The following is a 24123-nucleotide window of genomic DNA, read 5'->3' as shown; positions in this document are numbered from 1 at the left end:
TCCGACGACCACACCACGAACCCGCGCGTGCGATGAGCGTGCGATTAGGGCCGGTCAACCAGAGTCACGAGCGGGACCGCCCGCCGGGCTCGGCCCAATCGCCGGGCCGGCTGGTCGGGTGGTGACGTGGGGGTGGCTCGGTCAGTCGCTCAGACGAAACCGAAGTGCTTGCCGGCGACCCGGCGGAACGTGGTGGGCGATCCGCTCGGGAGCCCGGTCAGTGGACGTCCACGTCATGGGCGCCAGAGGTTCCTGGCCGTGGTCGACGACCTGACCGTCCCTTCGCGGCAGGTCACACCGGTCGGAGACCGTGTGCTCGTCGGGTTCACGCCGACCTTCACCGGTGCCGGCCCTGCGCGGCCCGGCCCAGCTGGTCGGCTCGTCCTGAGGGCGAAGAAAGGGTCGGCCGCAGGCCAGGCTCCGCGGGGCAGGACGTTCTCGACCCGGGCGGGCGTGGCGAACCCGGCTGCGGTCAGCAGGTGGGAGGCCGTGCGCGGCTCCAGGCCGCGCCAGTGGGGCAGGTGCCGACCGAGCGCGACTCGGTCAAGCCCGAGCCGCACGGCCGCGCGAGCGCCTCGCCACCGACGCGGTCGCCAGACGCCGTCGGCGACGAGCAGCGCCCCTCCTGGCCGTAAGGCCGCGCGCCACGACGCGAGCGCGGCGGCGGGTGCCGGCAGCGTCCAGAGGACGAACCGCGCGGTGACGGCGTCGAACGGACCCAGCTCGGCGACCTCGTCGGCACCGCCACGGTACAACGTCACCGACACCCCGCGTCGGCGAGCCTCGGCTGCGGCACGGGGCAGCATTCCCGCCGCCAGGTCGACGCCCACGACCTCGTGCCCCAGCTCGGCGAGGACGGCGGCGAGGAACCCTGTCCCCGTCCCCACGTCGAGGACGCGCAGTGGTGCCCGACCGAGCCACCGCTCCGTGGCGGCGAGCCAGTCGGCCCGCCGGTCCGCGGCGAACCCGGCGTAGAAGCGCTCGTAGGCCGCCGACCGCCGTGACCACGTCCGGGCGACGCTCTCTGCCCTCGATGCCATTATCCTGCAATAGCCCAAGAATCTCGGTTGCGCAAGCCGGTCTTCTGGAACGACGTGGACGACCGCCATCGTGGTCGCGGGCCACGCTCTCGACGAGTGATGGTTCGAGGGCAGCGGGGGAAGGGCGACGTGGGTCGGCGTGCTCACCCGACGTCCTGTGTCAGCGGTCGACGGTCACGTAGGTCCCGACGCGCACGGTCTCCTCGCTACAGATGACGATCACCGAGTAGTAGGACACCAGGTCGATGTTCCTGCGCAGCTCGCCGAGCGAGGGAATCGTCGTGCTCTCCTCCGGTGTCCCGAGGTGCTGGGTCAGCACCGTCGGCGTGCCGGCGGGGCGGTGGCGCAGGAAACGGTCGAGCAGCTGCGCGAGCCGCTCGTCGGAGCGTTCGCGGGGCGGATGGAACCAGGGGTAGTCGTGCTCCGGGTAGCGCTCGGGGGCGATCTCGGCGTTGAAGCGGGGCTTGTAGACGACGGTGGCCATCCCGCTCGACGCCGCGGCCTCGAGCCGGCGGTCGACGGTCTCGACCGGCGTGATGTCGTCACAGAGCGAGCACGTCACGAACCCGTTGTTGAGCGGGGCTCCCGCCGCGGCCGCCGCGAGCTGCAGCGCCGACACCGCCGGCAGGACGTGTACGGGGACGGCGCCGGGAGGCCCGTACAGCGCGGGCTGCTCGCCGAGGTGACGGAAGACGTACGACGCCATGCCCCAGATGCCGGGGTCGCCGTCGGACACGATGACGACACGGCGGCCCGCTGCCGCCGCCGCGAGGGCTCGTCGCACGCGGGGGGCGCGGAAGTCGCCGGCGTCCTCGGGTCCGCGTGGCGGGTCGGCGGTCTCGGTCGTCGGAGCGAGCAGCGGTGCGACCAGCTCGAGGAAGCCGTGGTGGCCGACTACGAGGTCGGCCTCGCGCAAACGGTCGAAGTTCGCCTGCGGGACCGCGTCGAGGGCATAGGCCAGTCCGACGATGGAGAGCGACCCGGGACCCCCGTCTGTCGTGTCCTCGGTCATGCTGCTCCTCCCAGGTCCCGGATCGGTGCGTGTGCCCGCCCGGGCGCCGGCTCCGTCGGGGGCCGTCGTGTCGTCCGGCCGTCGGTCGTGGTGCCGCTCACGAGGCGGTCATCGGTTCGCGCGAGGTCGCCACGAGACGCCGTCCTGCCTCCGAGGCGGGACGCCGCCACAGGTCGACGACGCTCGCATGCTCGACCAGCCGGCCCGCCTCGAGCACGGCCACGGTGTCGGCCACCCGGGAGACCAGCGCGAGGTCGTGGCTGACCAGCACCACTGTCGTGTCTTCCTCCCGTCGCACCCGGTCGAGGGCGTCGAGCAGACCGGCTCGGTGATCGGCGTCGAGCGCCGACGTGATCTCGTCGCCGACGAGGACCGCCGGCCGCGCCATGAGGGCGCGGGCGAGCGCCGCGCGCTGCAGCTGGCCGCCCGAGAGCCCGTCCGGGCGCCGTCCGCAGGTTGCGTGGTCGAGTCCGAGGCGCAAGAGCAGGGAGTCGGCCTCGGCCTGTGCGGTCGCGCGGTCGAGCCCGCGCAGCAGGACCCCGGGGCGGGCGACCTGGGCGCGCACCGTCACGTGCTCGAGGAATGACGCCCGTGGGTCCTGGTGCACGTACTGGACGAGGCGCCGCTGCTCGCGGTCGCGCGAGCCCAACGCGGGTGGGAGCTCCTGCCCGTCGACCAGGACCTGACCGCGGGTGGGCGCGCGCAGACCGACGAGCGCCCGCGCGAACGATGTCTTCCCGGCCCCCGAGCGACCCACGACGGCCAGGCAGCTGCCGGCCCCCGCGGTGACGTCCACGCCGTCAAGCAGCGTGGCACCCGGCACGGTGACGCCGACCCCGGTGACGGTCAACCGCTCGTGCGGCGCCATACCGGGCGGGTCGTCGTCAGTCCCTTGCGTGTCGGCGGTGTCGACCCCCTCGCGGGGCAGTGCCCGCGAGACGACTGCCCCGCGGTCGAGGACCAGCACGTCGTGAGCCAGCGTCCGGGCGACGTCGAGGTCGTGGGTGAGCACGATGAGCGCCGTGCCACCAGCGGCCACGTCGGCGAAGGTACGTACGACCTCCGCGGTGGTGACGGGGTCGAGGCCGGTCGTCGGCTCGTCGAGCACGACGACCGCAGGCGCCACGACCAGCGAGAGCGCGAGGGCGAGGCGCTGCTGCTGGCCGCCCGAGAGCTCGTGGGGGAAGCGGCGGACCAGGCCGGGCTCGAGCCGGGCCGCGTCCAGCGCACTCGCGACCGCCTCCGCGCGCGCGGCTCGCGCCGACCGCCCGGTGCCGCGCCGTGTCGCCGCGAGCTCGTCGAGAACGGCACCGACCCGGCGGACCGGGTCGAGGGCGCCGCCCGGATGCTGGGGGACGTACGCGACCCGTCCTGCCGAGGGGTGCGTGCTGCGTGCGGGCAGCAGGTCGTCCCCGGTCACGGTGACCTGCCCGGACAGCGTCACCCCGGGTGCGCTCTCGCCGAGGACGGCGAGCCCGAAGGTGCTCTTGCCCGCGCCCGAGGCGCCGAGGACGGCGAGGACACGCCCGGGAGCAAGGTCGACGTCGACGTCGCGGAGCAACGCCTGTTCACCGGTCACGGCACGCAGGGCGTGCACGCGCAGGGCGAGCGGTGCGGTGGCGTTCACGGCGGCGCTCATGTCGTGGCCCTCCGTTCGAGCAGGGTGTCGGCGAGCAACGTGATGCCTACGCACAGTGAGGCGATGAGCACCACCGGCGCGATGACGGTGAGGGGGGCCAGGAACAGCGCTGTCTGGTTCTGCTGGACGAGCACCGCCCAGTCCACGGCCTCGGGCGGTAGCCCGACCCCGAGGAAGTTCGCGGTGCTGACCAGGCCGATGACGAGCACGACGCGCGTTGCCGCGTCGACCACGACCGGGCCGGTCGCGCGCCGCCCGGTCTCGACGAGGTGTACCCGCCACCAGGGCTCGCCCGCCATCGTCATCGCCTCGAGGGCCGTGCGGCACGCGGGCGCCGAGGCCGCGCTGCGTACGAGGCGGACCAGGGCGGGCAGCTGGGCGATCGCGATCGCGACGATCAGCCATCCCAGCCCCCGACGTCCGGTCGAGGCGAGCACGAGCAGGACGAGTAGCGAGGGCAGCACCAGGATCACGTCAAGGGTCCGCAGGGCGACGGTGTCGAGCAGCCGGCTGCGGGTGGCGGCCAGCAGCAGCCCCAAGGGAACGCCGACCGCCGTGGTCACGAGCAGGGCTGCCACCGCGAGCAGCACCACCGAGGAGCCGCCGGTCAGCAGCAGCCCGAGCAGATCCCTGCCCAGCGCGTCGGTGCCGAGCAGGAACTCCCGGCCGGGGGGGAGGAGCGCGGGTGTGCCCGGCGGCGCCACGGGGGCCGCGAGGGGGCCGAGGAGCGCGGCGGCCAGCGGTACGGCAGTGAGGACGGCGGCGACGACCGTGAGTGGTCTCATCGGTCCTCCCGTTGCGGGACGAGGCGCGCGGTCACCAGGTCGGCGAAGAGGTTGACGCCGATCGTGGAGACGGCGAGGACGAGGGCGTAGGCCTGGACGAGTGGCAGGTCGCGTTCCTGTACGGCGGCGACGAACCCCGAGCCGATTCCCGAGATCGCGAACAGCGCCTCGACGACGACGATGCCGCCGACGAAGCCGTCGACGACGCGGGCGAGCTGCTGTACGGCCGGCGCGACCGCACCGGGTACCACGTGACGCCACAGCACCACCGGCTCGGGCATCCCCAACCGGCGCAGGTGCACCACGTGCTCGGCCCGGTCGTTCTCGACCACGCCGATGCGGACCTGGCGGGCCAGGCGCCCGAGCTGTGCCAGGACGATGACCGCTACCGGCAGGACCAGCAGGGTCGGGTCGAGCCCGCCGGCACCGGCCGCGGTCGCCGGCAGGAGGCTCAACTGCAGCGCGAACACCGTGACGAGGGCGACGCCGAGGGCGAACTCCGGGACGGCTTGCCCGACGACCATGACCAGGGTGAGGGCCCGGTCAGGCACCGAGCCCGGGCGGCGCCCACCCACGACCCCGAGGCCGACGGCGAGCGGCACCAGGACCACGGCCGTACAGGCGGCGAGGAGCCCGGTGGCGCCGGCCTCGTCGGCGAGGATCTCGCTCACCGGGCGTTCGCTCACGAGCGAGGTGCCGAGGTCGCCGGTGAGCAGGCCGCCCGCCCAGTCCAGGAAGCGCTCCAGGGGCGGACGGTCGAGGCCGAGCTGGGTGCGCAGCGCCTCGATCTGGGCGTCGGAGGCGTCGGGCCCTGCGATCGCGGTGGCGGTGTCGCCCGGTAGCAGGCTGGTCAGCGCGAACACGAGCACCGACACCGCAGCGAGCTGGACCAGTGCGACCGCGACGCGCCACGGGACCGATGGTCCGCGCCGCGGTCCGCGTACTGCGGGACCGCCCACGTCCGGATCGCGCGCAGGGTGGAGCGCAGTGGTCGGGCCGGTCGGGTCCGTGTGGGCCACGATCAGCCCACCACGGCCCGGTCGAACCGCGCCCACGCGTCGGTGTTGGTCCGGGCCGCTTCGAGGCCCCGCAGCTCGGCGGCCAACCCGACGTTGAGCGCCCCGGCCGCCCAGACGACGTAACCGGATGCGCGTTGCACTCGCTGCTGGACGTCGCGGATGCTCGCGGCCCGCACGGCCGGGTCGGTGGCGGCCCGCGCCGTGGCCAACAACGTGTCGACGGCGGGATCGCGGTAGCCGGTGTAGTTCGGGGAGCCGGCGGTGACCAATCGCCGGCCGACGAACTCCGGGATCGGCATCGGGCCGGAGCGGCTCTGGGACGCCAGCTGCGCCTCGCGGACCTCCGTGTAGTAGTTCGCCGAGGGCAACGCGCGAGGTGTCAGGCGCAGGCCGATCTCCTCGAGTTGCTGGGCCATGAGCTGAGCGGCGGGCTGGAACGCCGCGTCCGTGGTGGAGGTCAGTAGCTCGACCGCGCGGCCGCGCGCCCCGGCCTCGATGACGAGCGCACTGGCGCGCGCCACGTCGCGGGGGACTGCCGCAAGGTCGGCGGGGAAGTACTCCTGGCCGACGCCGAACACGTCCCCGCCGGGTGTGCCGCGGCCGAGCAGCGCGACGCGCACCAGCGCCTCACGGTCGATGCCGAGCCGGAAGGCCTCGAGCAGCCGTGGGTCGTCGAACGGTGGCCGGTCGACCCGCAGGTTGACGAACTGGTGGTTGGCGGCGTGCGCCGCGAGCAGCCGCACTCGGCTGTCGCCCTCGAGCTGCTGCGCGCTCGTTGCCCGCAGGTCGTGGGCGTAGGCCACCTGCCCCGACAGCAGAGCGCCGAGTCGGGGAGTGTCCTCGTTGATCGGCACGATCTCGAGCTCGTCCGACGGCGGGCGCCCGTCCCAGTACGCGTCGTGGGCCCGGTAGAGCGCCGGCCCGCCCGGGGTGAAGGACACGAAGCGGAACGGCCCGCTGCCGTTCGGCGGCGCGTCGGGCAAGAAGCCCTGCGGCACGATCTCCGATCCTGCCGAGCCCCACGACAGCGGGAAGAACTGGTTCGGGGCGCCGAGGACGACTTCGAGCTCGGTCGGCGAGACAGCACGGCTGGCCGCGAAGTCGATCCCGGCGTACGAGGCCGCGGCGGTCGCTCCCGTGGCGGGATCGGCGATGCGGCGGAAGGAGGCCAGCACGTCGTCGGCGGTGACCGGACGCCCGTCGTGGAAGCGCGCCTCCCGCAGCCGGATGCGCCAGCGGGTACCCGTCGGGTCGGACTCCCAGGACTGCGCCAGGCGCGGCTGTGCCGTGATCTCCTGGGACCAGCCGACGAGGGTGTCGTACACGGCCTTCGACCGCGCCTGGTTGATGAACTGTGCCGCGACGTGCGGGTCGAGGTTCTCCCTGCTGCCGCCGCCGGTGAACGCGACGCGCAGCCGTTCACCGCCGCCACCTCCGCCGCCGCCGGCGCAGGCGGCGAGCGTGAGTGCGCCCGTGGTGGCGGCCGCCCCGACGAGGAACCCGCGCCGGCTCAAGGCCCGTCGGGCCGCCGTCGCGGGCGTGAGGGAACCGGGGTCCGGGGTCATCGCGACGCCTCCTGGTCGGATCGGTGATCGGGGGCGGGTGGTGTCGGTGGAGCCGGTGGAGCCGGTGGTGTCGGCGCGGTCCCCTCGCCGTCGAGGAGGCCGCGGCGCTCCAGCGTGGCGATCACGGCCGCCGCGGCGAGCCCGACCGCCACGAGTGCGGTCGCCGGCAGCCACCGCGTGGCGGGGGTGTCGGCAGCGTCGAGGAGCGCGCCGATCGCGGTGTTGGTCATCGCCACGACGACCGCGGCGACCATGAAGTAGAAGCCGTAGTAGGTGCCGGCCAGGCGCGGCGAGCCGACCACCGGCATGAGCACCATCGAGAACGGGTTGACCATGGCCATCCCGATGGTGAACATGGCCGTGCCGGCGAGGACCGGGAGCACGGCGGGCGCGGCCGCGAGCAGCGAGCTACCTGGCGCCGCGGTCGGCAGGAGCGGTGCGGCCACCGCGACCGGCACGAAACCGGTGCCCATCGCGACGAGCCCGACCGCCATCGTGGTGCCGGCCGACCACTGGGCCCGGCACCAGGCGGTGAGGCGGACCTGGGCGCCGATGCCGATCACGGTCGACACCACGAACACGGCACTGACCGCCGCGGCGGCACCGGTGACGCGCTCGGCCTCGACCGGCAGGATCAGGTAGAGCTGGTTGAACAGGACGAAGTAGCCCGAGCCTCCGAGCGCGAACGCGAGGAAACGTCGGTTCCGCGCGACCTCCCACCAGCTGCGCAGCACACCGACCGAGCTGTCGGCGGTGGCCGTATTGGCGGGCAGGACCGCGATCTGGGCAACGGTGAGCACAGCGAACACCGCGCAGGCGACCACCGCGACGAGGCGGAAGTCGACCGAGAGCAGCAGCGCGCCCAGCAGCGGCCCGGTGAGGGCGCCGACGTGGCCGAAGACCTGGAAGACCGAGAACACCTCGGCGCGCCGGTCACCGGCGTCCTGCATCAGGTAGGCGCGGACGGCGGGGTTGAAGATCGCGCCGGCCAGGCCGGTGAGCACCGCCGCGGCGACGAGCCCGGGCAGCGTCTGGAACACCGCGAACAACCCGAACGCGACGACCCGCAGCGAGCAGCCCAGGGTGATCACCGGCCGGCAGCCGAGCCGGTCGGCGGCCGACCCGCCGATGAGGAAGAGCCCCTGCTGGGAGAGGTTGCGCAGGGCGAGGACGAGACCGATGGTCGCCGCGGCGTACCCCAGCGACCCCATGTAGGTGGCGAGGAACGGCAGGACCAGGTAGAAGCCGAGGTTGACACCGAGCTGGTTGATCACCAGCAGCCGGCTGGCGGCGGACAGGGCACGGAACGAGGCGAGCACGCCCGCTCAGCCGTCCTCGGGGGTGAAACGGAACAGGTGACCCTCGAGCTTGATGTCGGGGCGCCGCCGGACGTGGACGATCTCGGGTCGGAATCCCGCGGCCGCGCCGTGGCGCACGATGGCGGCGAGGTCGGAGGTGTTCGACGCGAGCAGGAAGACCTCACCTCCGGGGGCTAGCAGCCTGCGCTCGGCGAGCTGGCGGAAGAAGCGCTCGGCGACGCCGTCGCCCACCGACACGCTGCGCACCACGTCGGGGTCCTCGGAGACGGGTACCGCGATGGTGGGGGCGTTGAAGGTGACGACGTCGAGGCGCACGTCGGCGGGGATGTCGGCAAGTACGTCGGACACGACGGACCGGACGACCAGGTCCCCGCGCTCGATGCGCCCGCCGGCGTGCCGGTGAAGGTGCTCGGCCGCGGCCTCGACGCTGGGGGCGTGGACGTCGCAGACCAGGATCTCCGCCGCGCCGGCGTGCGCGGCGACGACGGCCTCCACGCCGAGCCCGCAGCCGACCGTGCCGTAGCGGCGCCCAGCCACCGCGATGCGCCCGTCGTGCAGCCGCTCGAACACCGAGACGCTAGCCTTGCCGGGCAGGTGGACGCCGGGCGGCGCAGCGAAATCCCAGCCTTCGAACGAGAACGGACGCACGGTCTGCGGGTCGACGTGGCGGGCGTTCGCCGCTCGAATCTCGCCGGGGGTGAGCATCGGGGGCAGCGCTTCGAGGACGGCGTCGGTGCCGGCGGTCAGGTCGCTCACGAGGGTCTCCTCTCGTCGGTGAGGGCCAGCAACGCCTCGGCGTCGCTGGGGTCGGACAGGGTCCTCGGAGCCGGGGGAGCGGGCAGGGTCGCCTGCGCGCGGGCCCCGGCGGTCGCCACGAGCACGGTGGTGCCGTCGGGATCGAGGAAGCCGTCGGCCGCGAGTCTGTGCAACCCCGGCAGGACCGCGGCCGACGAGCTCTCCAGCACGAGCCCGGTACGTGCGAGGCCGGCCGCGGCGTCGCGCAGGTTGTCGTCGTCGACGGTGACCGCGATCCCGTCGCTGCCGCGCAGGGTCTCGAGGGCCATGAACGTGCCGCAGGGGTCGCCGATCGAGCGGGACACGGCGGGCTCGGACGTCCCGTCGACGGGGCGGGGCGTCACGTCTGCGGCCGCCAGGGCGCGCCCAAGGCTTGGATGCCGCTCGACGGCGACCATCCGCGGGACCGCGTCGGCCCACCCGAGCTCGGCGAGCTCGACGAACCCCGCCCACACCCCGAACAGGCCGTCGCCGCGCGAGACCGGCAGCACGACGTGCCCGGGCGCGCGCCCGTCGAGCGCTTCGATGATCTCGTAGGCGATGGTGCGATAGGCGTGCACGCCGGCCGGGTGGCTCGCTACCGGCGGCTCAGCGTGGTTGCTGACGGGGAACCACCCGAGTTCGTGCACCCCGGTGCGCAGCGCCCGCCACCGGTCCTCGGGCCGGTCGACGGCGACCACGATGGCGCCCGTCGCGGCGAGCTCGGCGGCGGTCGGCGCCGGCGGCGAGCCGGTCACGAGGACGACGGCGCGCAACCCCGCGGCCGCCGCGGCCGCCGCGACCGCCAGCCCGGTGTTCCCGCTGCTGGCGGCGGCGACCGTCGTCGCGCCGAGGTGGCGGGCGCGTGACACCGCAGCGGCGGCCAGCCGGTCCTTGAACGAGCCCGTCGGGTTGGCGCGCTCGTCCTTCACGAGGACCCGGCCGGGCACCTCCGGGCACCGCAGGTCCACCAACGGTGTCCCGCCCTCACCGAGGCTGGCGGGCCGCCCGACCGGCACCAGGTGCGCAGCCCATCGCCACATGGCTCCGAGCCCCGGCGGCGGCCGCGGCGCCGGGCGCGGGGGCGGCGGGCCGAGGCGAGTGGGGACCACCGGCGCACCGACCCCGCGCGCCGCGGCGCGCGAGCAGCCCGAGTTCCGGTCGTCGAGGTCCGCGTCGCTCGACGCGCCGTCCCAGAGCGAATGACCCACCCAGTGCACGGCGGTCACTGCGGCCACCCCGGGTCGGCAGTGGTGCGCGTCCAGCTGGTGATCACGTGCTCGTCGGGGTCGTGGATCGTTTCCGGCTCCGTCGGGGGTGGGGCGTCCTGCAGGCCGTGGCGAGTGCAGAAGTCGTCGTCGAAGACGGTGTCCCAGTAGCGCTCGGGACCGTCGGGGAAGACGGCGGCGACGACCGGGGTGCCGGGTACGGAGGTGGGGCGCGTCTGCTCGGCGACCCAACTCGCGACCAGAGCGACGGCACCGGTGCTCCAGCCTCCGGTGACCCCGGCGCGGCGCGCCAACGCCCGGCACGCCCAGACGCTCTCGGGAGCGCTGACCCAATGCACCTCGTCGAACGCGTCGTGGTCGACGTTGCTGGGGTGGAAGCTCGAGCCGAGCCCCCGCATCAGGCGAGGACCGGCGGGCTGGCCGAACAGGGTCGATCGCACCGAGTCGACCCCGACCAACCGGAGCCCCGGCCACCGCTCGCGCAGCGCACGCGAGAGCCCACGGCTGTGCCCGCCGGTGCCCACGCTGCAGACCAGCACGTCGAGCCGCTCCAGCTGGGCGCCGAGCTCGGCGGCCAGGCCGGCGTAGCCCGAGGGATTGTCGGGGTTGTGGTACTGGTCCGGCCAGAACGTGCCCGGACGGGTGCGGCAGATCTCCGCCACCCGCCGACGCCGGGCTTCCTGCCAGCCACCGACCGGTTCGGGTTCGGTGACCACCTCGAGCTCGACTCCCTGGGCCCGCAGCATGGTGCGGACCATCGGCTCGAGCCCCGGATCCCCGACGAGCACCACCTGGTAGTGGCGGATCACCCCGATGAAGGCGAGCGCGAGGCCGAGCGTCCCGCTGGTGGATTCGACGATCGTGCCGCCGGGGCGCAGCTCGCCGCGTCGTTCGGCGCCCAGCACCATCGCGAGCGCCGCACGGGCCTTGAGCCCGCCGGGGTTCCCGCCCTCGAGCTTGGCCCAGAAGGAGATGCCGACCGTCTCACCCAGCAGAGAGCTCGCCTGTAGGAGCGGTGTGTTCCCGATCAGCCCTGCGGCGTTCTGCAGGGGTGCGGGCGGTGACGTGACTGCGGCGGGCGGGCTCGTGGGGGAGGGCCGGGCGGCGCGGAGCGGGTCGTGCACCGTCACGAGGCCCCCGACCCGCCAGCAGCGCGCTCGGCCGCGAAGGCGCGCTCGACCGCGGGGTCGAAATGCTCCGGCTGGGTGGCGTCGAGCCGGTCGGGGTAGCGTCGCCACGGGTCGAGCGCCTCGCCGGGTGTCGGCTGGTAATGGTCGAGACGCGCCCGGAGTGTCTCGCGGGTGGCGTAGCGGGTGAGACCCTTCTCCGTCCACCAGTCGTCGTCGTAGATCGTGTCGAGGTAGCGGTCGCCGCCGTCGCAGGCCACGGCGACGACGTGGGCCTCGGGGCCGAGGTCGCGGGCGACCCGCAGCGCGGCGAACACCGCCGCACCCGACGAGCCGCCGAGCAGCATGCCCTCCTCGGTCGCGAGCAGCCGGCAGGTGCTGAACGCCTCGGCATCACCGCACCAGTACGCGTGGTCGATCACGTCGCCGTCGAAGTTGGCCGGGGTGAACCCGGAGCCGAGCCCGACGAGCAGGTGGTTGCCCATGGGGCCACCGATCGCGGTGGACCCGCGCCCGTCGACGGCGACGAGCAGGCAGTCGGGGTGGGTCTCGCGCAACGCACGGCCAATACCGGTGATCTGCCCGCAGCTCGACGTCGTGCACACGACCGCGTCCACCCGGCCCTCGAGGTCGGAGATGATCTCGGCGGCCGTCGTGTCGTGGTGGGTGGCCGGGTTCGCCGGGTTGTTCCACTGGTCGGGCATGAACGCCCCCGGTGTGCCAGCGACTTCGGCCTCGGCCGCACGGATGCGGGGTACCTGGTACTTGCCGTGCTCATCGGGCTCGTCGACCTGCACGAGGTCGGCGCCGTACGCCGCGATGGCGCGGACGCTGAACCGCGGGGTGCGCGGGTCGACCATGATCTTCACGGGGTGCCCGAGCGTTGCTCCGACCATGGCCAGGGCGATCCCGAGGTTGCCCGACGTCGCCTCGATCAGCGTCCCGTCCGCGGCGAGGTGTCCGTCCCGGAGTGCTTGGGTGACCATGCCCTGTGCGGGGCGCACCTTGACGCTACCGCTGGGGTTGGCGCCCTCGAGCTTGACCCACACCGTGGCGTCCGCCGGGGCGCCGAGCCGATTCAGGCGGACGAGGGGCGTCCCGCCGATCGCGTCCAGGATCGAGGCACAGCGCACGCGTTCCTCCGCTCGGTGTGGGGCGCCCGACCAGGACGAGGTGATGCGGCCGGACAGGCATAACGATAACGACAATCATTTGCTCTAAGCAGCTCTCGGAGACGTTCGCCACGAGAGGGTTGTCCGGATGTAGTCCGAGGCGCGGACCCGTCGGATCGGCTGGCCCAGCCGGCCAGCAGCCCATGCTCGAGGGAGGAGGGGAGTAGCGCACGAGCCACAGAGCAGGAACACCGTGGTCGTGACCAGGACGATCAACCGGCCGCCACCAGACCCCATGGCGTAGGACGGAGGGCGCTACCAGCGAGCTGCCGGTGCGCCACGCTCGAGGGTGAGGTCGGCCCCCCGCACCGGACACCTCGTCTGAGCTGGACCCGGTCCGCCGGGAGGATGTCGTTCGTGCCCGCACCTCACCCGCCGGAGTTTCGGCAGCGCGGGGTCGATCTCGCCCGCGAACGCAAGCAACCGATCGCGGACATTGCGACGAGCCTGCGCATCTCCGAGTCGTGTTTGCGGAACCGGATGGCTCAGGCCGACCGTCGATGACAGCGCAGTGGGCGGCGTCGGCGGCGAGCGACTGTCGAGCAAGGAACGTGCCGAGCTCGCCGAGCTACGCAAAGACAAGCGCCGTCTCGAGGTCGAGAACGAAACCCTCAAGCGTGCCGCGGCCTACTTCGCCCGGGAGAACGTCCTCCCAAAGTAGTATGTCCGCTGGTCCGTGAACTCGCCGTCGACGGCTTCGACGTTCCGCCAGCTCGCCGAGCAGCTGGGCGTCCATCACGGGGCGATGCGCACTGGGCTCAACGAAATCCTGAAGGCGGCGTGCGCTTTCTCGCCCCAGGAGATCGACCGGACAAGGAGACTGTCGTAGCGTTCGTGCACGCCCGTTGCGAGGAGTTCGGAGTAGAGCCGATCCTGTGCCAGCTTGATATCGCGCCCTCAACCTTCTCCGGCTGGCTCGCCCAGGACCGCGATCCGTCGGCGCGCCGTCGCGAGGATGCCGAGGTCCTCGCCCAGATCCACCAGGTGCACGACCGGTCCGGGCAGACCTACGGCGCCCCGCGCGTGCACGCCACCCTGCGCCGCCGCGGCCGGCGGGTCTCGCGCAAGCGCGCCGAACAGCTCATGCGCGCCGCCGGCCTGCAGGGCGCCTACCTGCGCAAGCGCTCGCGGGTGCCCTCGACCCGGCCGGACCCACGAGCGACCCCTCCCCGGACCTGGTCGAACGCGACTTCACCGCGACGCGGATACCACCGACAGGTGCCGCCCCGCCCTGGAACGCCTGCTCGGCCGCGTCTGGACCGCGATGGGGTCCTCGATCTGCTCGGGGCCGCGCCGACCCGGCTCGCGCTGCAGCGGGCCAGTGGTTGCTGATCGCCGGCGCCGGCGGTGCGGTCGGGCACACCGCCGTCCAGGACCATGGCCGCGGACGATGCGGCCGATCGGCATCATCAGGATGCGTTCGCAGATCGAGATCCATCGGTCGATCAGTCACTCCCAGGCCACATGAGTCCCATCGGCGCATACGATGTCGCCGGCGGTTCCGAACCGGGCTGGGACAGAGGGGCGAGGTTGCCCCTTCATGCGGCTGGCCCCACCACGAGTTGCCGCGGCCCCGGTGATCGCGAGAAGCTAGCGGCGTGAGTGAGCTGTCGAACGAGTTGCAGCTGGACGACTCGGGTGTCGCTGTCGGACTCCCGCGCCCCGTCTCAGATGTTGATCAGATCGCGGACGTGCCTTACCGCGCGGTCGGCTTCCGGGACAACGACCTGGCATCGGCCCTGGAGCGCTCGGCGAGTTGGCTACGCAGCGCTGAAGCGTGGCTCGGCGAGGCCATAGACGTGTCCGCGATCCATCTCGACTACGACAATCGGGCCGGCTCGCCGTACTTCGAGGTAAAGATCCTCTGCAACGAGGAGGACCTCGCCGGCGCACCCCTCCTGCGGCGTCGGCACCAGGCCGGCCAACCCTGACCAATGCGGCACGAGCTCGGCTCCATGGTCACGAAGCCTAGCTAAGGGGTCGCCGCCGGCCGCGCGGTGAGATCGAGACGCTCCCGAGCGGCGCGCTGCGGGTGCGTGTCCACGCGGGCACCGACCCGGTCAACCGAAGGCGGCACCACCTCACCGAGGTCCGCCCTGGTGCCTCTCGACGTGCCCCACCTTCGCTCGGAGCACCGCGTGGTCGTGCCAGGGTCTCGGCCACCGCGCACCTCAACCCGGAGTCCGGAGTCGAGACGCGTTGACTCCTCGTGTCGGCGCTCACATGCGCCAAAGCTTTCTACCCTGTCCGGAGAGCGGCCGAGGGTCGGTCGTCACGGGCCCCTCCAGAGGCTGGTGCTCGCGACCGGACGCTCGGCGCGGCCGGCCATGCTGCGAGGCCCCGGGCGTGGGAAGGCGGCGAGAACGCGTGGCCCGAGCGCCGCGCATCACGGATCCAATCTGCTAGAAACGTTAATATCCTGTTGCCAGGTCGTCCGAGCCGTAGAGGGTCGCTCCCTTGGTGGGTGACGCTGGTGCCCTCCCCGCCCGGACCTCCCACCGGGGTCCCGCACGGAGCACCACTGTCGGAGCGCGTGCTGACGCGGCTGCTGGGTAGAAACGACTCTCGCGGAAGGTGACCAGTCATGGGCTACCTGGACAACCTGATCATCAACACCGACAACTACAAGCACTGCCACTACCCGCTCTACCCGCCCGGGACGGAGTACGTCTCGAGCTACATCGAGTCCCGCGGCGGCCGGTGGCCGGTCACGCAGTTCGTCGGCCTCCAGGCGTTCCTGCGGGAGTACCTGATGCGTCCGATCACCCTCGAGGACATCGACCAGGCCGAGTTCGTGGTCCGCGAGCAGGGCATGCACTTCAACCGCGAGAACTGGCTCGGCATCCTCAACGACCACGACGGCTTCCTGCCCGTCGAGATCGAGGCCGTGCCCGAGGGGACGGTCCTGCCGGCCCGCAACGTGCTGGTCCAGGTGATCAACACCGACCCGAAGTACTACTGGGCGACCAGCTTCTTCGAGACCGCCCTGCTGCGCGCCGTCTGGTACCCAACCACGATCGGCACGGTCTCGTGGCTGTCCAAGCAGGTCATCAAGGAAGCCCTGGCCCGGACCTCGGACCACCCCGAGCTCGTTCGCAACACCCTGCACGACTACGGCGCGCGGGGCGTGAGCTCCCAGCAGTCCGCGGCGCTCGGCGGCCTGGCTCACCTGGTGAACTTCGACCAGAGCGACACGGTGCCCGGCATCCTCGCCGCCAAGTACTTCTACAACGCCGGCAAGGTGTCGAACTCGGCGCCGAACGCCGAGCACGCGGGGTTCTGTGCCTGGGGCCGCGAGCACGAGGTGGACGCGCTGCGCAACGCGCTGGACACCTACGCCGAGGAAGGCGCGATGCTGCTGCTCACCGACACCTACAACCACGAGCATTGCATCAAGCACATCCTGGGCGGGGAGCTGAAGGAACAGATCCAGAACTTCCCCGGCCTGGTCGGTGCGCGACCCGACTCCGGCGACATCGTCAAGGTCACCTCGGACACCACCGAGTGGCTGATGGACGCCTTCGGCTACGAGGTCAACAGCAAGGGCTTCAAGGTCCTCCCGCCGTTCATCCGCGTGGTGCAGGGCGACGGCGTGACCTTCGACAGCCTGCCCGAGGTCTACATGGAGATGGAGCGCCGTGGCCTGGCCGCGGACAACGCCGTCTTCGGCATGGGTGGCGGCCTGCTGCAGCATTGGAACCGCGACACCATGAACTTCGGCCAGAAGGCCAACGCGGTGATGGTCGACGGCGAGTGGCGCGACATCGCGAAGGCCCCGACAGGGGCGTCGTTCAAGGCATCCAAGCGGGGCCGGCTGGCCCTCAAGCACGAGGACGGGGTCTACACCACCGTGCCCAAGGGTTCGATCCCCGAGTCGGAGAACGTGCTCCAGCCCGTCTTCCGCGACGGCAAGCTGCTCAAGAAGTGGGACTTCACCGAGCTGATCGCCAACAGCGAGCGCGAGGTCCCCGAGGCCTACTACATCGACCACGTGGGCCCGATGCGCACGGTCTCGTCGGAGACCGCGGTCACCGTCCCCGCCTGACGCCGCGCGGCGAGCGCGCCGCCGGTGGCGGACCGACCGCGGGTCGGCCCGCCACCGGCGGCCGGCGCTGCCCTCACCACCACGGAGAGCCGGCCCTCATGAGCGTCTCGACGACCACGCCGACGGTGGGTGATCCCGGGAACCACGGCACGACGAGCATGGCGGTGGAGTACCACAAGCGCCTCATGCTCTTCGCCGGCCGCGCCAACCCGGCCCTGGCCGGCGCCATCGCGGCGGAGCTCGGCGTCGAGCTGGGGCCGGTCGCGCTACGGACGTTCTCGAACGACGAGGTGTACTGCCGCTTCGAGGAGTCGATCCGCGGTGCGGACGTCTTCCTCGTCCAGCCCATGTGCGGGAACCCTGCGACCGGCGTCAACGCGAACGACGCCCTGCTCGAGCTGCTCGTCATGGTCGACGCCGCCGTCGGGGCCAGTGCGCACCGGGTGATCGCGGTGACGCCGTGGTACGGCTACTCGCGCCAGGACAAGAAGTCCGCGCCCCGCGAGCCGATCTCCGCCCGCCTCGTCGCGCGGATGCTCGAGGCCGCCGGGACGGACCGCGTGCTGACGATGGACCTGCACGCGGGACAGCTCCAGGGCTTCTCGCAGCTTCCGGTCGACCACATGACCGCGCTGATGATGCTCGCCGACCACTTCACCGCCCTGCTCGGTCCGCGCCGCGACGACCTCGTCGTCGTCGCGCCGGACGCCGGGAGAGTGAAGCTCAACAAGCAGTTCGCCACGCGTATGGGTGCGGGCCTCGCGATCCTCGACAAGGAACGCCCCGAGCAGCAGGTCGCCGAGGTCGGCTACGTCATCGGCGACGTCCGGGGGCGCACGGCGATCATCCTCGACGACATCATCGACACCGCGGGCACGCTCTGCGCCGCCGGCCAGGCGGTGATGCTCGCGGGAGCCGCCCGGGTCTACGCCGCGGCCACGCATCCGGTGTTCAGTGGGCGGGCCTACGAGAACCTGGCGTCGGCGCCCTTCGAGCGCGTGGTCGTCACCGACACCATCCCGCTGCGTCCCGGCGCGCCCGACACCGTCGACGTCGTGTCGTGCGCGCCCCTGCTCGCGCACTCGATCCGCAGTATCTTCACCGACGACTCGGTCGCCGAGGTGTTCGGCGGCAAGAACCACACGTTCTGACGCGGCACTCCGTCGGGTGCTAACGAGATGGAAACGTTCGATGTATTGAGGCTCCTCCCAAGCCCTGGCTACGGTCGACCATGCTTCTCACCTGGAAAAACCTCCCACTACTCCGCGACAAGCGGTGACCAGAAACCTTCGTACCGGACACCCCGACCGAGAGGACGACGTCCCCGTGACCGTCTCCCTGGGAGAGCTCGCCCCGCTCGACGGCGCGAAGCGGTGGGCCTTCGTGGAGAAGGCCGGGCGGCTCCGGCTCGCCTCGGCCCTCCCGGACGAGGCGATCAACGTCTCGCCGGCCTGGTTCGTCGTCGTCGACGAGACCGTCCACGTCCCGCTCGACCCCACCGTCGGCGACCCCATCCAGACCAGGACCCCCGACCACCGTCACATCGAGGTGATCGATGCGGGTGGACGCGTGTCGGCGGTGATCGACGAGGGCGACGAGATCGCCAACGCGCGCGCGGTGCAGCTGGAGGGGGCCGCCGAGGCGGTCAGCGACCCCGAGCTCGTCGAGGAGCTGCTGGACCTCGTGGCCGAGAAGTACTTCCACGTCGGCCACCCCCACCTCGAGTACTACTTCAGCGCGGGAGCGGTCGCGGCACGGCGCTGGTACCGGATCGTGCCCGACCGCGTCGACGGCTGGGACATGCGGGAGCTCCCCCAGCCGCCCGTCCAGGACCTGCTCTCGTTTCCGCCCCACGCCCTCGGCAGGCCCTGATCCCCGACCGATCCACCCTGGGAGTCCCATGAGCGAGTCGTCGCTGTGGCGAGACATCATCGTGAACGCCGACCGGTACCCCACCACGGTCGGCACGTCGAGCTGGAGGGCCGAGCAGGCCATCCGCGGCCACCTGGACGGGGCCTCCGACCACCCCCGGGCCTTGCGGATGGACCGCCACGACAGCGACGCCGCGATCTACGGGACGCTCGAGGCCCACGGCCCGGCCGCGGACAACGTGCTGTGCGGCATGGGTGGCCGCTCGAGCAGGTCGACCGGGACACGATGAACGTCGGGTTCGGGGCGAACGCGGTGTGGGTCGCGGGGGAGTGGCGTGACGTCTCCAAGACGCCGACGGGCAACGAGATGCAGCGGTCGACGGCGGGTCGCCCGGCCCTCCGTCAGGCCGACGTCGTGCCGGGACCCGGTCGCGCCGCGTGAGCGACCGTGGGTGATCTGGCGATCGAGGGCGGCGACCTGTGGGTCGGTCCCGGCGAGCACCACGACGGCGGGCTCGTCCACATCCGGGACGGCGTCGTCGTCCACGCGGGGCCGGCCCGCGACGGCGTCGTCCCGGCGGGCACGCCGCGTCTCGACGCCACGGGGTGCACAGTGCTGCCCGGACTGGTCGACGCGCACGTCCACCTCACCACGAACTCCGACCACGCGAGCGTGGTGCCGAGCGACGTGTTCCGCGGGCAGGTCAGCGGGCCGGGCAAGCTCCTCCACGGGCTGCGCAACGCGCATCGGGCGCTCGCCGCCGGCGTCACCACGCTGCGGGTGATGGGTCACCGCGGCGTCGGTGAGGTCGAGCTGCGCGACTTCGTCGGGGCGGGCCTGGCCGTCGGACCGCGGCTCGTGGTGTCGCCCTGGTGGATCACCATGACCAACGGCCACGGGGACCTCTTCTACCCGCCGTACACCCCGCGCCGGCGCTGGGACACCGCCGACGGCGTCGAGGAGTGCCGCACCCTCGTGCGGCTCCAGGCGCGGGAGGGTGCCGACTTCATCAAGGTGATGGCCAGCGGCGGGATGTCCCGGGGCGAGCGGCCGCACTGGCCGAACTACACGGTCGCGGAGCTCACCGCCATCGTCGAGGAGGCGCACGACCTCGACCTGCGCGTCGCTGCCCACGCGCTGTCGATCGAGGGCATCCGGCGCAGCCTCGAGGCCGGGGTCGACAGCATCGAGCACGGTTCCTACCTGGACGAGGACGCGGCGGGCGAGATGGCGCGGCGCGGCACGTTCCTCGTGCCCACGATGGCGTTCAACGACTGGTGCCAGCGGGAGGGCACCGCCCGCGGCCTCACGGCGCAGGGCGTGGCCGACCTCCGGGAGGCGCACGACCGCACCCTGGAGGCCTTCGCGCTCGCGCGGACGGCCGGCGTACGCATCGTCATGGGCACCGACGCATCGGGCACCCTCTGCCCTTTCGGCGCCCACGCCCGCGAGCTCGAGCTCTACGTGGAGCAGGGCATGACGGTCGACGAGGCGCTGGCCACGGCCACGACCACCGCGGCCGAGCTCCTCGACCGGCCCGAGATCGGTGCTCTGCGGCCGGGCTGCGCGGGCGACGCCGTCGTCGTCGACGGCGACGTCCTGGGCGACATCGGCCTGCTCCGTCGGCCCGGGAGCATCAAGCACGTCGTACGAGCCGGCCGCGATCTCACCGAGCAGCTCCGCGCCACCGGTGAGGTGCTCGGGCTGTGAAGGCTCAGGACTGCGGGACGTCGCAGGCACCACGTCGAAGGGACACGGGACATGCCATACGTCGAAGTCAAGGTGTTCGAGGAGCGTTTCGACGACGAGACCTTCGCGGGACGGATGGTGGACGCGGTCACCCGCGCCGTCTCATCGGTGATCGGCGAGGAGGCGGGCAGCGAGTCCACCGTGATCGTCGAAGGGATCCCCCGGTCCCGGTGGGGTCACGGCGGGAAGACGATGGGCTGAGACGGTGCGGTGAGGGGGTCGATGGTGCTCCACGTCTTCGACATGGACGGCACACTCCTGCGCGGCGCAGCCACGGTCGAGCTCGCCCGCCACTTCGGGCAGCTCGCGGCGGGCAACGAGATCGAGGCCCGCTGGCTGGCGGGCGCCATCTCGGACCGGGAGTTCTGGCAGACGCTGCTCGACATCTGCGGCGACGCGAGCGACGCCGACCTCGACGCCGCTTTCGACGGCGCTCCCTGGATGACGGGCGTCGCCGACACCTTCGACGACATCCGGACCCGCGGCGAGGTCGCGATCGTGATCTCGCAGTCGCCGGCCTTCTTCGTGCGGCGGCTGGAGCGGTGGGGTGCCCACGAGACGTACGGCTCGGACGTCGTCGCCGGCCGCCCGCTGCCCGACGGGGCCACTCTCTCGCCGAGCGCGAAGGTCGCGATCACCGAGGACGCCCTGGCCCGGTACGGGGTCGACGAGCAGGCGTGCGTCGCGTACGGCGATTCCTCGTCCGACGTCGACCTGTTCACCCGGCTGTCGCACACGGTGGCGGTGAACCCCCGACCCGCCCTCGCGGCGCTGGCCACCGCCGAATACGTCGGCACCGACATCCGAGAGGCCTACGCCCTCGGCCGTGACCTGCTGGCGGGGGCCGCGGCAGCCCCGGAGCGGCGGCCGTCGGTGTCACCGAGTGGAAACAGAAATCGTTTATAGTCGGGGCGCGTCGGTGCCGAGGACGCACCCGGCGTGCTGCTGTCGGAGAAGATGATCGATGGAGGACCGTCGCCCATGAGCAGGTCGGGATCGCCGCTGAACGTCCTGGTCGCGGGGGAGTCGTGGATCAAGCACACGATCCACATGAAGGGTTTCGACCAGTTCCACTCCACCGAGTACGAAGAGGGTGCCGGGGTCTTCCTCGCCTGCCTCACGGCCGCGGGGCACGCGGTCACCTACGTCCGCGGCCACGAGGTCTCGGCGCGGTTCCCGCGGTCCGCCGAGGAGCTCGACGTCTTCGACGTCGTCGTCCTCTCCGACATCGGGTCGAACACCTTCCTGCTGCCCGACGAGACGTTCCTGCGGTCGGAGAAGTCGCCGAACCGGCTCGGCCTGGTGGCCGACTACGTCGGGCGCGGCGGCGGGCTGCTCATGATCGGCGGGTACCTGTCGTTCACCGGCATCGACGGCAAGGCGCGCTACGGGATGAGCCCCCTCGCGGAGGTCCTGCCCGTGGAGATGCTGCCCCACGACGACCGGATCGAGATGTCGGACGGGCTCAAGGTCGACGTCTGCGCGCCGACGCACCCCGTCCTCGGCGGCACGCCCCCGGAGTGGCCGCCCCTGCTGGGCTACAACAAGCTCGTCGCCAAGCCCGGCGCAGACGTCGTTGCGCGGACCGGTGACGATCCGCTGCTGGTGGCGGGCGAGTACGGGCGTGGAAGGGCCGTCGCGTTCGCCTCCGACCTCGCCCCGCACTGGGCGCCGCCCGAGTTTCTGGAGTGGCCGCACTACGCGGGCCTGTGGACCTCGATCCTGTCGTGGGCGGCGCAGGCGCCGGCCACCCCGGGCGTGGGCGACGGCACGGGGTGACCCGGTCCGACCGGCGGCGCAAGCGCCCCACGATGAAGGACGTCGCCGAGCACGCCCGCGTCTCGGTGAGCACGGTCAGCTACGTCCTCAACGACTCCGGACCCGTGGCACCCGACCGGCGCAACCGGGTGCTCGACGCGGTGCGGGTCCTCGAGTACTCACCCAACGAGTCCGCCCGCAACCTCAAGCGGCGCAGCGCCTCGACGATCGGGATGGTCGTCCCGGACCTGACCAACCAGTTCTTCGCGATGGTCGCCGAGGGCGTGCAACGGGCGGCGTCGGCACGGGACGTCCTGGTGGTCCTGGTCGTACCGGACGCCACCGAGCAGCCCGAGGAGAAGCAGGCGAAGCTGCTGCGCAGCCAGCGCATCGACGGCGTCGTCTACCTCTCCGGGACGGGATCGATGCCGGCGTCGATCTACGAGCTGGCCCGCTCCGGACCCGTGGTGCTCGTCGACGAGCAGATCCCGGGGCTGGACCTGCCGGCCGTGGTGTGCGACTCCCGCCGGGGTGCGCGCGAGATCGCGGCCCACGTGCTGGAGCGCGGCCACCGGCGGATCGCGGTGATCGGGGGACCGCCGGCGCTCTGGACCGCCCAGCAGCGTCTCGCGGGCTACCGCGAGGCGTTCGCGGGAGCGGGTCTCGACCCGGACGTGGTCCCGGTCTTCCCCGGCGACTACAGGCAGGCGTCGGGCCGTGAGCTCGCGCGGAAGGCCCTCGCGGCCGGTCCGCGGCCGACCGCCCTGATCTGCACCAACGACCTCATGGCCATCGGGGCGATGGAACACTGCCGCGAGGTGGGCCTACAGGTGCCGCAGGACGTCAGCATCGTCGGTTTCGACGACCTGCCGGTGTCCTCGTTGCTCACCCCGCGGTTGACCACCGTGCGTCAGCCGGCGCACGACATGGGCTTCCGCGCCGCGTCCGCACTGTTCGACCTGCTCGAGGACGGCGAGTCCGGCGCCATCGGCGAGCTGCCCGCCGCCGTGCAGCACCGTGACTCGGTGGCGGCACCGGGGACGGGCCCGTGACCACGACGGTGCTCGTGGTCGGCGCGGTCAACGTCGATCTCGTGGTCGCGGCCGACCGGTTGCCCCGCGCCGGAGAGACGGTGGTGGGCCCGGGCGTCGAGCGCCACGGTGGCGGGAAGGGCGCGAACGCGGCGGTCGCCGCCGCCCGCGCCGGCGCCGAGGTCCGGTGCTGCGGTGCCGTCGGGGCCGACGATACCGGCACCGCAGCGTTGGCCGAGCTGCGCGCCGAGGGCGTCGACGTCGACGACGTCGCCGTCCTGGACGGGGTGACCACCGGCGCGGCGCTGATCGTCGTCGACCCTGACGGGGAGAACCAGATCGCCGTCGGCGCGGGCGCCAACGGAGCCGTCGACGCCGGGGCCGTCCGTGCGGCGGTGACACGCGCGGGGGGGTGGGCGAGCTGTGTCCTCGTCAGCACCGAGGTACCGCCGAGCGCGGTCGCGGCAGCGGTCACGACCGCCACGGCCCACGGTCTGCCCTGCGTGCTCAACCCGGCGCCGGTCACCCCCGGGCTCGTCGACCTCCTGGCCTCGGGCCCCGTGGTCACCCCTAACGCCTCGGAGCTCGAGGATCTCCACGGCCTGCTGCGTGGGGCCGACGGCGCGCCGGTGGCGGAGATGGCGGCCGGGATCGCCCGACGGACCGCGTCCCCGGTGGTCGTGACGCTGGGCCGGGACGGGGCGCTGGTCGTCCACCCGGACGGGACGACAACGCCGCTCCCGGCCGGTCCCGTCACCGAGGTCCGGGACACCACGGGCGCGGGGGACACGTTCAACGGGGTGCTCGCGGCCGCCCTCGCGGCGGGGGCGCCGATCACGGCGGCGAGCGAGCGCGGCGTGGTCGCGGCCTCGCTGTCGGTGGGCGGGCTCGGCGCCCGGGCGGGCATGCCCCGCGCGCACGCCATCGACGCCGCGCGAGGCGCGACGGTCGGCGGAGTCGACCGCGCCTGAGCGGGGAGGGGCCTGA

At 72.7% G+C, this 24123-nt stretch carries 25 protein-coding genes; 14 read left to right on the top strand and 11 right to left on the bottom strand.

Going from position 1 to position 24123, the window contains the following annotated elements:
* Positions 1–233 precede the first annotated feature (233 nt).
* The 11 genes from AC2A1K_RS18525 to AC2A1K_RS18475 all read right to left on the bottom strand — a co-directional run bounded on the left by AC2A1K_RS18525 (position 234) and on the right by AC2A1K_RS18475 (position 12642).
* Entirely contained in the window at positions 234–1040 is an 807-nt protein-coding gene (locus AC2A1K_RS18525) for a class I SAM-dependent methyltransferase (protein ID WP_483897782.1), read from the bottom strand.
* Positions 1041–1200: 160 nt separating this feature from the next.
* Positions 1201–2052, bottom strand: coding sequence for an SAM-dependent methyltransferase (locus AC2A1K_RS18520; RefSeq protein ID WP_483897781.1), 852 nt, complete (start codon positions 2050–2052; stop codon positions 1201–1203).
* 97 nt (positions 2053–2149) lie between these two features.
* A complete protein-coding gene (locus AC2A1K_RS18515; protein WP_483897780.1) occupies positions 2150–3691 on the bottom strand; it encodes an ABC transporter ATP-binding protein in 1542 nt (513 codons plus the stop codon).
* Complete coding sequence (locus AC2A1K_RS18510) at positions 3688–4476, bottom strand: ABC transporter permease subunit (RefSeq protein ID WP_483897779.1); 789 nt, start codon at positions 4474–4476, stop codon at positions 3688–3690. Before AC2A1K_RS18510 ends, AC2A1K_RS18515 begins: the two co-directional genes overlap by 4 nt.
* Entirely contained in the window at positions 4473–5435 is a 963-nt protein-coding gene (locus tag AC2A1K_RS18505) for an ABC transporter permease (RefSeq protein WP_483897778.1), read from the bottom strand. The genes AC2A1K_RS18510 and AC2A1K_RS18505 overlap by 4 nt, the downstream gene beginning before the upstream one ends.
* Positions 5436–5497: 62 nt before the next feature.
* The gene (locus AC2A1K_RS18500; protein ID WP_483897777.1) at positions 5498–7060 is read right to left on the bottom strand and encodes an ABC transporter substrate-binding protein; all 1563 of its coding nucleotides are present in this window, start codon (positions 7058–7060) and stop codon (positions 5498–5500) included.
* Positions 7057–8379 (bottom strand): MFS transporter, encoded by a 1323-nt coding sequence (locus tag AC2A1K_RS18495; protein WP_483897776.1) that lies wholly within the window; start codon positions 8377–8379, stop codon positions 7057–7059. The genes AC2A1K_RS18500 and AC2A1K_RS18495 overlap by 4 nt, the downstream gene beginning before the upstream one ends.
* Before the next feature lie 6 nt (positions 8380–8385).
* On the bottom strand, positions 8386–9135 hold the full coding sequence (locus AC2A1K_RS18490; RefSeq protein ID WP_483897775.1) for a class I SAM-dependent methyltransferase: 750 nt from the start codon (positions 9133–9135) through the stop codon (positions 8386–8388).
* Positions 9132–10382: a pyridoxal-phosphate dependent enzyme gene (locus tag AC2A1K_RS18485; protein WP_483897774.1), complete on the bottom strand. Its 1251-nt coding sequence runs from the start codon at positions 10380–10382 to the stop codon at positions 9132–9134. Before AC2A1K_RS18485 ends, AC2A1K_RS18490 begins: the two co-directional genes overlap by 4 nt.
* Entirely contained in the window at positions 10379–11506 is a 1128-nt protein-coding gene (locus tag AC2A1K_RS18480; protein ID WP_483897773.1) for a PLP-dependent cysteine synthase family protein, read from the bottom strand. Before AC2A1K_RS18480 ends, AC2A1K_RS18485 begins: the two co-directional genes overlap by 4 nt.
* A 2-nt stretch (positions 11507–11508) precedes the next feature.
* Complete coding sequence (locus tag AC2A1K_RS18475; RefSeq protein WP_483897772.1) at positions 11509–12642, bottom strand: PLP-dependent cysteine synthase family protein; 1134 nt, start codon at positions 12640–12642, stop codon at positions 11509–11511.
* 550 nt (positions 12643–13192) lie between these two features.
* On the opposite strand from AC2A1K_RS18475, the gene AC2A1K_RS18470 reads away from it, so the two are divergent.
* The 14 genes from AC2A1K_RS18470 (at position 13193) to AC2A1K_RS18405 (ending at position 24107) form a co-directional block, all read left to right on the top strand.
* On the top strand, positions 13193–13342 hold the full coding sequence (locus AC2A1K_RS18470; protein ID WP_483897771.1) for a transposase: 150 nt from the start codon (positions 13193–13195) through the stop codon (positions 13340–13342).
* A 173-nt stretch (positions 13343–13515) separates the two neighbouring features.
* Positions 13516–14013 carry an IS3 family transposase gene (locus AC2A1K_RS18465; RefSeq protein WP_483897770.1) on the top strand — a complete coding sequence of 166 codons (498 nt, stop codon included), beginning with the start codon at positions 13516–13518 and terminating at the stop codon, positions 14011–14013.
* Between the two features lie 266 nt (positions 14014–14279).
* Positions 14280–14612, top strand: coding sequence for a hypothetical protein (locus AC2A1K_RS18460; protein WP_483897769.1), 333 nt, complete (start codon positions 14280–14282; stop codon positions 14610–14612).
* A 653-nt stretch (positions 14613–15265) separates the two neighbouring features.
* The gene (locus tag AC2A1K_RS18455) at positions 15266–16726 is read left to right on the top strand and encodes a nicotinate phosphoribosyltransferase (RefSeq protein WP_483897768.1); all 1461 of its coding nucleotides are present in this window, start codon (positions 15266–15268) and stop codon (positions 16724–16726) included.
* A 98-nt stretch (positions 16727–16824) separates the two neighbouring features.
* A complete protein-coding gene (locus tag AC2A1K_RS18450) occupies positions 16825–17877 on the top strand; it encodes a ribose-phosphate diphosphokinase (protein ID WP_483897767.1) in 1053 nt (350 codons plus the stop codon).
* 175 nt (positions 17878–18052) lie between these two features.
* A complete protein-coding gene (locus AC2A1K_RS18445) occupies positions 18053–18598 on the top strand; it encodes a pyridoxamine 5'-phosphate oxidase family protein (RefSeq protein ID WP_483897766.1) in 546 nt (181 codons plus the stop codon).
* Positions 18599–18626: 28 nt separating this feature from the next.
* Positions 18627–18887, top strand: a complete 261-nt coding sequence (locus tag AC2A1K_RS18440) for a hypothetical protein (RefSeq protein ID WP_483897765.1) — start codon at positions 18627–18629, stop codon at positions 18885–18887.
* Positions 18884–19039 carry a hypothetical protein gene (locus tag AC2A1K_RS18435; protein WP_483897764.1) on the top strand — a complete coding sequence of 52 codons (156 nt, stop codon included), beginning with the start codon at positions 18884–18886 and terminating at the stop codon, positions 19037–19039. Before AC2A1K_RS18440 ends, AC2A1K_RS18435 begins: the two co-directional genes overlap by 4 nt.
* A gap of 6 nt (positions 19040–19045) precedes the next feature.
* Positions 19046–20308: a metal-dependent hydrolase family protein gene (locus tag AC2A1K_RS18430; protein WP_483897763.1), complete on the top strand. Its 1263-nt coding sequence runs from the start codon at positions 19046–19048 to the stop codon at positions 20306–20308.
* A gap of 51 nt (positions 20309–20359) precedes the next feature.
* Complete coding sequence (locus tag AC2A1K_RS18425) at positions 20360–20548, top strand: tautomerase family protein (protein WP_483897762.1); 189 nt, start codon at positions 20360–20362, stop codon at positions 20546–20548.
* Positions 20549–20569: 21 nt separating this feature from the next.
* Positions 20570–21253 (top strand): HAD family hydrolase, encoded by a 684-nt coding sequence (locus tag AC2A1K_RS18420; protein WP_483897761.1) that lies wholly within the window; start codon positions 20570–20572, stop codon positions 21251–21253.
* A gap of 75 nt (positions 21254–21328) precedes the next feature.
* Positions 21329–22126, top strand: a complete 798-nt coding sequence (locus AC2A1K_RS18415; protein WP_483897760.1) for a glutamine amidotransferase — start codon at positions 21329–21331, stop codon at positions 22124–22126.
* Positions 22123–23157, top strand: coding sequence for a LacI family DNA-binding transcriptional regulator (locus tag AC2A1K_RS18410; RefSeq protein ID WP_483897759.1), 1035 nt, complete (start codon positions 22123–22125; stop codon positions 23155–23157). Before AC2A1K_RS18415 ends, AC2A1K_RS18410 begins: the two co-directional genes overlap by 4 nt.
* On the top strand, positions 23154–24107 hold the full coding sequence (locus AC2A1K_RS18405; protein ID WP_483897758.1) for a PfkB family carbohydrate kinase: 954 nt from the start codon (positions 23154–23156) through the stop codon (positions 24105–24107). Before AC2A1K_RS18410 ends, AC2A1K_RS18405 begins: the two co-directional genes overlap by 4 nt.
* Positions 24108–24123 lie beyond the last annotated feature (16 nt).

It is taken from the genome of Actinomycetospora sp. 2LY8.5 (assembly GCF_057180585.1).
The sequence above is the reverse complement of the archived record's forward strand: the minus strand, read 5'-3'. Positions and strand labels throughout refer to the sequence as shown.